At 68.0% G+C, this 12,048-nt stretch carries 11 protein-coding genes; 9 read left to right on the top strand and 2 right to left on the bottom strand.

All coding sequences use genetic code 11. The annotated features are described in order from the left end of the window. Window positions 1-50: 50 nt before the first annotated feature. From Q376_RS0113460 to Q376_RS0113450, 3 genes are read left to right on the top strand one after another with little or no spacing between them, the layout of a single operon-like run. On the top strand, window positions 51-656 hold the full coding sequence (locus tag Q376_RS0113460) for a UbiX family flavin prenyltransferase (RefSeq protein WP_052365255.1): 606 nt from the start codon (window positions 51-53) through the stop codon (window positions 654-656). A gap of 9 nt (window positions 657-665) precedes the next feature. Beyond that, window positions 666-1,655 (top strand): XdhC family protein, encoded by a 990-nt coding sequence (locus Q376_RS0113455; RefSeq protein ID WP_027350746.1) that lies wholly within the window; start codon window positions 666-668, stop codon window positions 1,653-1,655. Continuing rightward, a complete protein-coding gene (locus tag Q376_RS0113450; RefSeq protein WP_027350745.1) occupies window positions 1,652-2,236 on the top strand; it encodes a nucleotidyltransferase family protein in 585 nt (194 codons plus the stop codon). The genes Q376_RS0113455 and Q376_RS0113450 overlap by 4 nt, the downstream gene beginning before the upstream one ends. 14 nt (window positions 2,237-2,250) lie before the next feature. Here the strand turns inward: Q376_RS0113450 and Q376_RS22670 are convergent, their stop codons facing one another. Beyond that, entirely contained in the window at window positions 2,251-3,321 is a 1,071-nt protein-coding gene (locus tag Q376_RS22670) for a C45 family autoproteolytic acyltransferase/hydrolase (protein ID WP_052365254.1), read from the bottom strand. Between the two features lie 160 nt (window positions 3,322-3,481). On the opposite strand from Q376_RS22670, the gene recB reads away from it, so the two are divergent. The 6 genes from recB to Q376_RS0113425 all read left to right on the top strand — a co-directional run bounded on the left by recB (window position 3,482) and on the right by Q376_RS0113425 (window position 11,495). Next, window positions 3,482-7,267, top strand: a complete 3,786-nt coding sequence (recB, locus tag Q376_RS0113440) for an exodeoxyribonuclease V subunit beta (protein WP_027350744.1) — start codon at window positions 3,482-3,484, stop codon at window positions 7,265-7,267. Continuing rightward, on the top strand, window positions 7,257-9,230 hold the full coding sequence (gene recD / locus Q376_RS22665; RefSeq protein ID WP_052365253.1) for an exodeoxyribonuclease V subunit alpha: 1,974 nt from the start codon (window positions 7,257-7,259) through the stop codon (window positions 9,228-9,230). Before recB ends, recD begins: the two co-directional genes overlap by 11 nt. A gap of 72 nt (window positions 9,231-9,302) precedes the next feature. Continuing rightward, complete coding sequence (locus tag Q376_RS0113430; RefSeq protein ID WP_027350743.1) at window positions 9,303-10,337, top strand: succinylglutamate desuccinylase/aspartoacylase family protein; 1,035 nt, start codon at window positions 9,303-9,305, stop codon at window positions 10,335-10,337. A gap of 113 nt (window positions 10,338-10,450) precedes the next feature. Further along, the gene (locus Q376_RS25660; RefSeq protein WP_081803558.1) at window positions 10,451-10,648 is read left to right on the top strand and encodes a pyocin activator PrtN family protein; all 198 of its coding nucleotides are present in this window, start codon (window positions 10,451-10,453) and stop codon (window positions 10,646-10,648) included. Between the two features lie 78 nt (window positions 10,649-10,726). Then, complete coding sequence (locus tag Q376_RS25655; protein ID WP_223302853.1) at window positions 10,727-10,906, top strand: YhfG family protein; 180 nt, start codon at window positions 10,727-10,729, stop codon at window positions 10,904-10,906. After that, on the top strand, window positions 10,899-11,495 hold the full coding sequence (locus Q376_RS0113425; RefSeq protein WP_027350742.1) for a putative adenosine monophosphate-protein transferase Fic: 597 nt from the start codon (window positions 10,899-10,901) through the stop codon (window positions 11,493-11,495). Before Q376_RS25655 ends, Q376_RS0113425 begins: the two co-directional genes overlap by 8 nt. A gap of 6 nt (window positions 11,496-11,501) precedes the next feature. On the opposite strand, the gene Q376_RS0113420 is transcribed toward Q376_RS0113425, so the two are convergent. After that, window positions 11,502-11,870, bottom strand: coding sequence for a tyrosine-type recombinase/integrase (locus tag Q376_RS0113420; RefSeq protein ID WP_027350741.1), 369 nt, complete (start codon window positions 11,868-11,870; stop codon window positions 11,502-11,504). Between the last annotated feature and the right edge of the window lie 178 nt (window positions 11,871-12,048).

Here is a 12,048-nt window from a genome sequence, read left to right as displayed (position 1 = left end):
CAGCCAAATCATCGCGCGGGGCTCACCGCGCGTCGTCCCTGGAGTAGGCCTTGCATTGCTCACCTCCTTACGCGCGAGGCGCCGGCGCGCCGGCGCGTCTGATCATTGGCATCTCCGGTGCCTCCGGCTCGATCTATGGCGTGCGGCTGCTCCAGCTGCTGCGCGACACCCCGATCGAGACCCACCTGGTGATGACGCCATCGGCCAAGCTGACCCTTGCGCTCGAGACCGACCACAAACCGGCCGAGGTCGAGGCACTGGCCGATGTGGTGCATTCGAGCAAGGACATCGGGGCATCGATCGCCAGCGGCTCGTTTCGCACCCTGGGGATGATCGTCGCACCCTGTTCGATCCGCTCGATGTCCGAGATCGCCGCCGGCACCACCGCCTCGCTTTTGACCCGCGCGGCCGACGTGGTGCTCAAGGAAGGCCGCCGTCTGGTGCTGATGGTGCGCGAGTCGCCGCTGCACCGTAACCACCTGCGCCACATGACCGAGCTCGCCGAGCTGGGGGCTATCATCGCGCCGCCGGTGCCGGCGTTCTATGCCCGTCCCCAGAGTCTCGAGGAGATGGTCGACCACAGCCTCGGCCGGGTACTCGACCTGTTCGACATCGACGTCGGCGTGGTCAGGCGCTGGGGCGAACACGAACGCTGAGGAGGGCGGATGGAACATCTCGACCTCCGGGTGGTGGAACGAGCGCTGCAATGGGCGCATGAAGGCGCGTCGGTGTGGTTCGCCACCGTGCTCGACACCTACGGCTCGGCGCCCAGGTCGCCCGGTGCGCTGCTGGTCGCCCGCGACGGTGGCGACTACCTCGGCTCGCTATCCGGCGGCTGCGTCGAGGAGCGTTTCATCGAGCAGCTCGCCGAGGGCGAGTTCGAGCGCCCGGCGACGCTGATCCGCTACGGCGAGCGCGCTGATGAGCGCGAGCGGCTGCGGCTGCCGTGCGGCGGCGTGCTCGAGGTGCTGGTCGAGCATCGCTCGGCGGATGATGAATGGATCACCCACCTCGAAGTGCTTCACGCCGCCCTGCTCGGGCGCCAGCCGATGCTGCGCCGGGTCGAGCTCGACAGCGGCCGCTACAGGCTGCGTCTCGACCATGCGCTGGGCGAGACCGCCTGGGTCGAACAGCGCGACACCGCACAGGCCGCCGCGATGGTGCGCATCGGCCCGGCGCTGCGCTTGGTGCTGGCCGGACTCTCTCCGGTCGCCGAGTACTGCGTCGAGTTCGCCCGCGCGCTCGGCTTCGAGGTGATCGTGTGCGAACCGCGCGAGCGGGAGCGGTTGGCTTTCGCTGCCCGTGCCAAAGCCGAAGGGATCGAGCTGCAGGCGGTGTGGCCTGCGCTGTTCGTCGCCTCGGGGGCCTGCCATGCCGCTACCGCGGTGGTGGCGACCACCCATGACCCGCGTCTCGACGACCCGGCCATGGTCGAGGCGGTGCGCACCGAGGCATTCTACGTCGGGGTGATGGGGTCGAAGGCCTCTTCGCGCAGCCGCGCCGAGCGCCTCGCCCGCTCGGGCGGCCTGACGCAGGCGCAGATTGGGCGGATTCACATGCCGATCGGGCTGGATCTCGGCAGCAGGCGCCCGGCGGAGATCGCGCTGTCGATCGTTGCCGACGTGCTGCGCGTCCATCGCGGCGTCGCCCAGTGAGCCGGCTGGCGATGCTGGTGCTCGCCGCGGGAAGGGCGCGGCGCTTCGGCGCCGACAAGCGCGTGGCGCGGTTGGACGATGGGCGTGGGCTGCTCGAGGCGAGCCTCGCCGCGCTCGAAGGCGTCGATGCCGAGCGCTTCGTCGCCCTGCGCGCGGGCGAGACGCTCGCCGGCCTCGCCCCGGGCTCGCATGGCTGGCGCACGCTGGCGCTGGCCGAGAGCGAGCAGGGCATGGGGGCGACGCTTGCCGCCGCGGTGAGCCGCATCTCCAGCGCAAGCCGCGCGAGCGCACTGCTGGTGCAGCTCGGCGATATGCCGTGGGTCGCCGCGCGCACGCTCGAGGCGCTGATCGAGCGCCTCGATGAGCGGCGGATCGTGCGCCCGCTGCATCACGGACGCGGCGGCCATCCGGTGCTGTTCGGGCGGCGCTTCTGGCCTGCGTTGTGCAGCCTCGATGGCGATCGCGGCGCGCGCTCGGTGCTCGAGCGCGCGGGCGAGGCGCTGATCGAGCTCGAGTGCCTCGATCCCGGCGTGCTCGCCGACGTCGATCGCCGCGAGGCGCTGCACCGGCCACGCGGCTAGCTCGACGGCGCGGCTCAGTCGATGGTCAGCGTCTCGATCGGCGGGTCGAGGTCGGGGCGGCCGAGAGAGAACTCGGCCCGCCGCTCGGTGAGGTTCATCACGATGGTGAACAGCGTCGCCGAACGCCGTGCCGGCTCGGCCGCGGGATCGACCTCGCGACTGATCGCATTGGGGGCGCCGTCCCGGTCGCACAGGCGGGCGCGCAGCGAGGCGAAGGAGGGCGCTTCACCCAGGCCCAGCTGCTCCAGCCGGGCGAGCCGGGCGAAGGAGTCGGGGGAGGGCGCATCTTCCAGGCCCGGCGGCAGGAATCTCGAGATCAGATGGTTGGTATGGCACAGCCGCCCGCCGCGCGGCAGCATCGAGGCGCCGCCCAGCGGCGAGACCTCCATCGCCACCGCATGGCAGTCGCCATCGGCGATCAGCAGGTGGGCCGGGGAGGCGGCGCCGTCGCTTTCGATTCTCGCCTGCGCCGAAGGCGCATCACCGCACTCGAGCACCCGGCGCAGCAGCACGTGGATCGGCACCTTCGGCCGGCACAGCGCGCTGCGCAGGGCGTTGAGGCAGACCCCCACGCCCGCGGCATTGAAGCCGATCTTGCCGATGATCCCCGCTTCGGTGATCAGGGTCAGGGCGGGTTTGCCGAGCGAGGGTGCGGGACGCAGGGTGAGGCGGATCAACGCCGCCTGCTGTTCCGGCTTCCAGTCCCAGTTCTGCGCCAGCCATTGGATCTGGCCGTGGCGCTCGGAGAACGCCGAGCAGCCGTCGCTCTGGGCCGGCCGGCCGGTGATCTCGGCACGGGTCAGGGCGATTTCGCTGCGCGCGTTGAGCACCAGCACGTCGAGTGGGTCGACCTTGGCGCCGAGGGCGATCCCGGCCATCTCCTCGAGCAGTTCGGGACAGCAGGCCTCTATCGGTGCCTTGAAGCCTTCGGCGATGGTGCGTGCTTCGCTCCAGGTGATGCCGTCGATCTGGTCGAACAGCTGGGCATAGTTGGACAGGCTCAGGCGGATCTCCTGCGCCGCTTCGCGCCCGTGGGCAAGGCCCAGTTGGTAATGGCTGCCGCTGGCCTCGATGTGCTTGATCATTACGCCTGCCTTGATCGCTCGTGGGTGGTCTGGTCGACCTCGTTGTCGTTGATGCCTTCTTGATGCCTTCGAGTGTCTCGATCGTATCTAGCCTCGCCCTCACCATAAGCGCTCGCCGCTGGGCCGTCGAGGGTCCGCGTCGGGCGGCAAACGTGCTCTAATGGCGCTCATGGACCAACCGCTGGATATCCCCCGTCTTCCGCTCAGCGGCCGCCGCCTGATCGAGGCCAGCGCCGGTACCGGCAAGACCTACACCATCGCCGCGCTCTACGTTCGCCTGGTGCTCGGCCACGGCGCGGAGCACGGCTTCGCACGCCCGCTCGCGCCGAGCGAGATCCTGGTCGTCACCTTCACCCGCGCCGCCACCGAGGAGCTGCGTGAGCGCATTCGCGCGCGCCTGCGCGAGGCGCGTGATGCGCTGCTCGGGCGCCTCCTACCGGATGCCACACTGGCGGCACTGCTTGCCGAGTACCAGGGCGATGTGGCCCTCGCCCAGGCGAGGCGTCTAGACCAAGCGGTTCGAATGATGGATGACGCGGCGATCTTCACCATCCACGGCTTTTGCCAGCGGATGCTCAAGCGTCATGCCTTCGACAGCGGCACCCGCTTTGCGGTCGAACTCACCGCCGATGGATCGGCGCTGTTCAAACAGGGGCTCGAGGACTACTGGCGGCGGCACTTCTATCCGCTCGATAGCGACGCCCAAGCGTTGATCCAGAGCTACTGGGAAGGGCCCGCCGCGCTTAGCGAGGCGCTGGCGATACCGCTCGGCGCCGATGTCGAGCGGCGGCTGCTGTGGCGCGGGAAGGAGGTCGAGGCGCCGGGCTCGGTGTCGGAGGCGCTGGCTCCGTGCCGTGCCGGGCTGGCCCGTGCCGCCGACGCCGCGGCGCGGGTGCGCGCGGCGTTCGATTCGCAGGCCCTCGAAGCACTGTTCGAGCAAGCGTTGGCGGAGAAGGTCTTTGCCGCCAACCGGGTCTCCAAGGCAAGCCTCGCACCCCGGCTCGATGCGCTGCGCCAGTGGTGCGCCGGCCATGCGCCGTTGCTGCCCCAGGCGCTGCTCGACGACAAAGGGCGCGCCTGGCTCGGCGCGGCGCGGCTCGAAGCGGCGGCGAAGAAAGGATGCCAGCCGCCTGGGCATGCGCTGTTCGATGCGCTCGATGCGCTCGCCGAGTGCCAGGCCGGGCTGGTCGACGCCCGCCCGGCGCTGATCGCCCATGCGTTGGAGGTGCTCGAGCGCGAGCTCGCCGCGCGAAAGCGCAGCGAAGGGCTGCTCGATTTCGACGATCTGCTGGTCGAGCTCGACCAGGCGCTGGCCGGTCCGCTCGGCGAACGACTCGCGCGCAGCATCCGCGTCGAGCTGCCGGTGGCGCTGATCGATGAGTTCCAGGACACCGACGCTCGCCAGTACCGGATCTTCGAGCGGGTCTATCCAGGGGGAATCCATCCAGGGGGAATCCATCCAGGGAGACGCGGGCCTGGCGCACTAGGCGCCCAGGGCGGTGATGCCCAGCCCCATGCGCTGCTGCTGATCGGTGACCCCAAGCAGGCGATTTATGCCTTTCGCAATGCCGATGTCGGCACCTACCTCGCCGCTCGCCAGCGGGTCGAGGCGCGCTATACGCTGAAGCGCAACTTCCGCTCGAGCGTGGCGATGGTCGAGGCGGTCAATCGCCTGTTTTCGCTCTCATCCACGCCCTTTCGCGATCCCGGCATCGTGTTCACCCCGAGCGAGGCGCAAGGTCGCGCCGAGCGGTTGGCCTTCGACGGCGAAACCATCGCGGCGCTGACCTGCTGGCTGCCCGCGTCGGACGCGAGCGTGGACCGCGCTAGCTACCTGCGTACGATGAGCGAGGCGGTGCGGGCGGACATCCAGCGGCTGCTCGAAGGGGCCGGCGCTGGCCGGGCGGGCTTCGTCGGCGAGCAGGGCGGCCTGGTCCCGCTGCGCGCCGCCGATATCGCCATCCTGGTGCGCACTGGCACCGAGGCGCTGGCGGTGCGCGAGGCGCTTGCCCGCGGCGGGATCAAGAGCGTCTACCTGAGCCAGAAGGCCTCGGTGTTCGAGACCCAGGAGGCGTTCTGGCTGCTTCAACTGCTCGAGGCGGTGGCGCAGCCCAAGCGCGATCGCGCGCTGCGCGCGGCGATCGCCACCCGCCTGCTCTCCGACCAGCTCGATGAGGTCGCTCGGCTGATCGACGACGAACGCCACTGGGAGTCGATGGTCGAGCGTTTCGAAGACTACCACCGCGACTGGCGCCGGGTCGGCGTACTGGCGATGATCCGCCGGGTGATGCATGACTTCGATGTCGGTGCGCGGCTGCTCGCTCGTGACGACGGCGAGCGCAGCCTCACCGACCTGCTCCATCTCGCCGAGCTGGCCCAGAGCGCGAGCCAGGTGCTCGATGGCGAACAGGCGCTGCTGCGCTGGCTGCACCGCGCGCTGAGTGGGCGCTTCGAGCGTGGGCTCGACCCCGAGGCGCTGATCCAGCGGCTGGAGAGCGACGAGGAGCTGGTACGGGTGGTGACCATCCACAAGTCCAAGGGGCTCGAGTATCCGCTGGTCTACCTGCCGTTTCCCTGCGACTACCGGCGGGTCGAGCGGCCGCAGGGCCCGCTGGTGGTCGATCATCCCGAGTATGGCCGGGTGGTGGCGCTGGCGCCCGACGACGGACTGGTCGCGCTCGCCGACGAGGCTCGCCTGGCCGAGGACCTGCGCCTGCTCTACGTGGCGCTGACCCGGGCCCGCTACGCTTGTCGTGTCGGCATCGCGCCGCTTTACAAGGGCCGTCGCCTGCGCGGTGACGACGATGACGCCACCACGCTCGAGCATAGCGCGCTGGGCACTTTGCTCGGCGATGGCGCAGCGCTCGGCGGCCGCGCACTGCGCGAGCGGCTCGAAGCGCTGGCCGATGGCCGAGTGATCGCGCTCGCGCCGCCTCCCGAGCCGCCGCTGCGGCCCCTGGAAATGGCGGCCGCGGCTGCTGTCCCGCGGCAGGCGCGGCGCTTCGGCGGCGAGATCTCCCGCGGCTGGTGGATCTCGTCCTACACCGCGCTGGTCGAGGATGCCCGGCGCGGCGATGGCGATGAGGATGCGCTCGACGTCGCACTGCTGCCGGCAGGGCTCGACCTCGAGGTGTTTGATGAGCGTACGCCGGTGCCCGCGCCGCCGCTGGGCCGGATCAACGACTTCCCCAGGGGGCCGCGTGCCGGCACCTTCCTGCACACGCTGCTCGAGGCGCTCGACTTCGACCGCCTGGCCGAGCCGGACTACCGTCTCGAACTCGATGCGCTGGTCGAACACCGGCTCCGGCGCAGCGCCTTCGATCCCGGCTGGCGGCAGCCGTTGCAAGAATGGCTCGGGCGGCTGCTCGGCGCCCCGCTCGATCCGGAGCTTCCGGGGCTGCGTCTCGATGCGCTGGGGGCGTGGAAGGCCGAGCTCGAGTTCTGGCTGCCGGTGGCACCGACCCAGGCCGGGCATATCGATCGGCTGATCCGCCGGTTCGAGCCGCTGGGCGCGCAGGCGAACTATCCGACCCTCGCGCCCAGGCGGCTCGAAGGCATGCTGCGCGGCTTCATCGACCTGGTGTTCTGCTTCGAGGGGCGCTGGTACCTGCTCGACTGGAAGTCCAACCATCTGGGCGATAGCGGTGAGGCCTACCGGGAACAGGGGCTGCTCCAGGCGATCGTCAGCCACCGCTACGACGTCCAGTACGTGCTCTATGCCCTGGCGCTGCATCGGCACCTGCGGGTACGGATCGAGGACTACGACTACGAGCGCCACTTCGGTGGCGTGCTCTATCTGTTCCTGCGCGGGGTGGACGCGGAGCGCACCGACCAAGGGGTATTCAGGCGCCGCCCGTCGCCGGTGCTGATCGAGGCGCTCGACCGGCTGCTCGCGGGGGACGCAAGCGTCGAGGCGCCTGTCGGGGAGATCAAAGATGGCGGCTAGAACGCAGGACGACGGCCATCAGCTGGGGTTGTTCGAGGAGCCGCGGCCGACCGCGCCGGATCTCGATACGCTGTTCGAGCGCTGGACCGAACTTGGCTGGCTGCGCCCGCTGGATGCCCACTTCGCCCGCTTTCTCGGCACCGACGATCCCGCCGTGCGCCTGGCGGCGGCGCTGGTCAGCCATCAGCTCGGGCGCGGCCATATCTGCCTCGATCTGGGGCGCGCGCTGCTCGATCCCGACGCAGTGCTGTCACTGCCGCCCCAGGACGGCCGACGCGGCGGTAGCGAGACGAGTGGGCCCAGGCCGCTGCTCGATGCATTGGGGCTTGATCGCGGCGCGACCTGGGCCGCGCGGCTCCTGGCCTCTGCGCTGGTGGCGCCGGCCGCTGACCTGCTCGCCGGGCGCCGGGCGCCGGCACCGCTGGTGCTCGATGGTGAACGGCTTTATCTCTACCGGCTGTGGTACTGCGAAGGCGCGGTGGCGCGCGCCCTCGGTGCCCGGCTCGGCGCGCCGGAGCCGCTCGGCACCGGCGTCATCGACGCGATCGCACGGCTGTTTCCGCGCGACCCGGCGCTCGAGCCGGACGAACCAGACTGGCAGAAGATCGCCTGCGCGCTGGCGCTCTGCCAGCGGCTTGCGATCATCTCCGGCGGCCCGGGCACCGGCAAGACCACCACGGTGGTCAAGCTGCTCGCCCTGCTGCAGCAGCAGGCGATCGAGGGGCAGGGCAGGGCGCTGCGGGTGCGCCTCGCCGCACCCACCGGCAAGGCGGCTGCGCGGCTTTCGGCGTCTATCGCCGGCGCGGTGGAACGCCTGGTCGGCGATCCCGCGCTGCGCGAGACGATCCCGCAGGAGGCGAGCACGCTGCATCGGCTGCTCGGCGCGCGACCGGACACCCGTCATTTCCGCCACCATGCGGCCAACCTGCTGCCGCTCGACCTGCTGGTGGTCGACGAGGCCTCGATGATCGATCTCGAACTGATGCAGGCGCTGCTCGAGGCGCTGCCGCCGGAAGCCCGGCTGGTGCTGCTCGGCGATCGCGACCAGCTCGCCTCGGTCGAGGCCGGTGCGGTGCTCGGTGAGCTGTGTGCCGATGCCGACGGCTTCTCCTTGCCGCTGCGCGAGCGCCTGGCCGCGCTCACCGCGCAAACGCTGCCCGATACCGACGCGGCCTCACCGCTGGCCGATCACGTCGTCACCCTGAAACGCAGCTATCGCTTCGACGGTGGCAGCGGCATCGGTGCGCTGGCGCAGGCGGTCAACGCCGGTGATATCGAGGCATTGCGGCGCTGCTGGAGCGCAGGCTATGCCGACCTGTCGCGGCTCGAACTCTCCGGCGAGCGCGATACCCGGCTGGTCGAGCGCGCAGTCGAGGGCTACCGCGGCTACCTGCAGGAGCTCGAGGGCGAAAAGGATCCGTTGCTCGCGCTCGAGCGTTTCGGGCGTTTCCAACTGCTCTGCGCGCTGCGCCGTGGCCCCTGGGGCGTAGAGGGGCTCAATGCGCTGGTCCTCGCGGAGCTCGCCCGCGCGGGACTGATCGGCGCCACCCGGGGCTGGTTCGCCGGCCGCCCGGTGATGGTGACCCGCAATGATCCGCGCCTCGGGCTCTACAATGGCGATGTCGGCCTGACCCTGCCCGATCCCGAGTCTGCCGGACGGCTCAAGGTGTTCTTCCAGCAGCGCGACGGCCTGCGCGCGATCACGCCTGGACGGCTCAACGATGTCGAGACCGTGTTCGCGATGACCGTGCACAAGTCGCAGGGTTCGGAGTTCGAGCGCGTGCTGCTGGTGCTGCCCGACCAGCCGAATCCGATCCTCACTCGCGAGCTCCTGTACACCGGCATCACCCGCGCGCGGCGACACTGCGAACTGGCCACCGCCGCGCCCGGGTTGATCGAGACCGCCGCGCAGCGCAGGATCTGGCGCGAATCCAACCTGCGGGCGCGGCTCGAGCGTGGCTGAGCATCGGCGTCGGCTGGCACCGGCGGCTCATGCCATCATCGCCGCTTCGCCCCGTATCCAGAGGCCCTTGGCTTGAGTACCGGACCCCATACGTCGCGCCCGGATTTCGAGATCGCCGGTCACCGCATCTCTCCTGGCCAGCGTCTCAGCCTCGACGTACCGATCGTTCGGCTCTACACCCACGCGCCGCTGCCGATTCCCGTCGAGGTCATCCACGGCCGTCGGCCCGGACCTGTGCTGCTGGTCTGCGGCGCGCTTCATGGCGATGAGATCAACGGCGTCGAGATCGTACGCCGGCTGCTGCACTCGTCCCGCCTCGACGGGCTGAGCGGCACCCTGGTCGCGGTGCCGATCGTCAACGTGCTCGGCTTCGTCCAGCACTCGCGCTACCTGCCCGACCGGCGCGACCTCAACCGCTGCTTTCCCGGCCGTGAGGACGGCTCCCTCGGCGCCCGGGTCGCGGCGCTGTTTCGCCGCGAGGTGGTCGACCGCGCCAGCCATATCATCGACCTGCACACCGGCGCCCTGCATCGCAGCAACCTGCCCCAGGTGCGTCTGCAGCTCGGCGTCGACGACGCATCCAGGCAGATGGCCGAGGCCTTCGGCGCACCGGTGATTCTCAACGCGCCACTGCGTGAGGGCAGCCTGCGCGCCTACGCCCAGGGCAGGGGCATCCCGGTGCTGACCTTCGAGGCCGGCGAGGCGCTACGCTTCGACGAGTGGGCGATCAGCGCGGGCGTACGCGGCATACTCAGGGTCATGCGAAAGCTCAAGATGATCCCTGCGGGACGCGGCCGATCGGCCGCTTCCGAAGTCGCGCTGGGTGCCAGTTGGGTGCGCGCACCGCAGGACGGCATCCTGCGGCCTCGAATCCGGCTCGGCGCCCGGGTCTCGCCCGGGCAGATCCTGGGCCTGGTGGCGAGCCCGATCGGCGACGTCCAGGCGGAAGTACCTGCCCCCGGCGATGGCATCGTGATCGGGATCAACAACCTGCCCCTGGTCAACCGCGGCGAAGCGCTGTTCAACATCGCCCGGTTCAAGGAGCTCGACGACGCCGAAAGCGCAGTGGATGAGTATCAAGAAGCACTGGAGCTGGGGCTGCGCTGAAAGTAAGCGTCTCCAAAAGGCGCCACCGTCGTGCGCCGGAAGGTAAGCGCTTCAGCGCCGGCCATGCGGTCATCATGCATAATGCGAATCCGCGCAGTGTATGAGAGACTGCAATCTTTTTTTCCGCCGCTTGGAGCGCGACCCAACGTACGGTTGCGTCCAGGCCTCTGGCGCAGCGATTGCCGGTGCCGGCGTATCGCGCGGTGCGCTCGCAGAAGGCGCCTTGGCTGGTCAATGTGGCTGACCTTGCGACTTACCTCGATGAATGTCGAGAGCAGGCGATGCGGGATTGGCAGAAGATGAACGAATGAGCGCCTAAACCGTGATCTGCCTTTCGAGCGAGTGTATGATTCAACATACGGATTGCAGACGGATAGGAGGACGCATACATGCGCGATGTATCTTTGGCCACCAAGCGGGCTTACTTCGAAAGGGTTAAGCTAGCGAACTATCGGCACAGCCTACGTCTCGAAGGTATTGAGCCTGCACCTGAATCTGAGCTGGGTCTTTCTAAAGACGAGCTGATTCGAAAATACCGTCGAGCGCCGGACGGAACGATACGTGACTGATAAGTATGGTGTTGAGGGCGATCCCTATTGTTATAAAGGCACCGGCACGCTGCTAAATCTGCTCAATATCAAGGATTTTGATGAGCTGGAGCGAGCCGAGCGAGACATAAGCTTTATTGCTGCCAGTTCAATTAAATTCTTTCCACCGCCTTACGATCTGGGTTATCTCCAAACGCTCCATCACCAGCTGTTCTCTGATCTCTATGAATGGGCTGGTGAATTGCGTCGTGTCGACATCTCGAAAGGCTCGACCCGCTTTTGCAACGTGAAATTCATCGAGCGAGAGGCGGATAAGTTGTTTAGACGTCTTGAGCGGGAACAATGGCTTATAGAGCTTAACCGTGATGCCTTAGTTCCCGCTGTCGCCGAGTTCTATGGTGACTTGAACGTAATTCACCCCTTTCGCGAAGGTAATGGTCGCACGCAGCGCTTATTGTTCGAGCACTTGATTATCAATTCAGGTTTCGAGATCGACTGGGAAGGCATTGAACATACTGAATGGATAAAGGCCAATATCTCAGCCTATCTATGCGATTATGCGCCACTCGAAAGAATCTTTGATCGAGTGATCGGAATCGGGCTGAATTGATCGCCTTTAATCCCGCAATTTCAGCTCCTCGGGTTTCAGATTGGTATAGCGCGTGAGCATGTCCCAGCTCTCATGCAGCGTGAATTGCTGCACCTCGACTATGTCGTAGCCCCTTTCGAATAGCCTGGACGTGCCTTCGTGGCTTAGGTCATGGAAGCTTAGATCATCAATCGCGAGCGCTGCCGTTGCCCGCGCCCAGCGGCTTCCGATCGATTTTGATTCATAAGGAAAGATGAACTCGCCGCTGAGCATCTGGGCGATCTCGCGGCGGGCGAGGGGGAAGCGGCGTAGCGCATTCATCGTCGCCTTCTTCGTCCGCCCAGCACCGGCCATGTACTCTTGCTGGTAACGCTCGATCGCATCATCGAGCGTCACTCCTTTCCATCGAGCCAGCAGTACCCCGCCCCGCCCGGCTCGGCCAGCTCGAGCTCGCGGCGTTTGGCCCATTCCTCTGCCATCGCCTTGCGTGGAAAGATGCGTGTCTCGCTGTACGGGGCTGGCCACCCTGCGTTATGCGAACCTGCACGGTGTATGAGAAACTGCCGTCTTTCTT

It is taken from the genome of Halotalea alkalilenta DSM 17697, from assembly GCF_000621205.1.
GTDB lineage: Bacteria > Pseudomonadota > Gammaproteobacteria > Pseudomonadales > Halomonadaceae > Halotalea > Halotalea alkalilenta.
This window is presented reverse-complemented; position numbering and strand designations above follow the sequence as displayed.

Coding starts and splice junctions, on each gene's coding strand:
- recD (WP_052365253.1), top strand. CDS start 7,257: ATGGCGGCTAGAACGCAGGACGACGGCCATCAGCTGGGGTTGTTCGAG.
- Q376_RS22670 (WP_052365254.1), bottom strand. CDS start 3,321: ATGATCAAGCACATCGAGGCCAGCGGCAGCCATTACCAACTGGGCCTT.
- recB (WP_027350744.1), top strand. CDS start 3,482: ATGGCGCTCATGGACCAACCGCTGGATATCCCCCGTCTTCCGCTCAGC.
- Q376_RS25655 (WP_223302853.1), top strand. CDS start 10,727: ATGCGCGATGTATCTTTGGCCACCAAGCGGGCTTACTTCGAAAGGGTT.
- Q376_RS0113455 (WP_027350746.1), top strand. CDS start 666: ATGGAACATCTCGACCTCCGGGTGGTGGAACGAGCGCTGCAATGGGCG.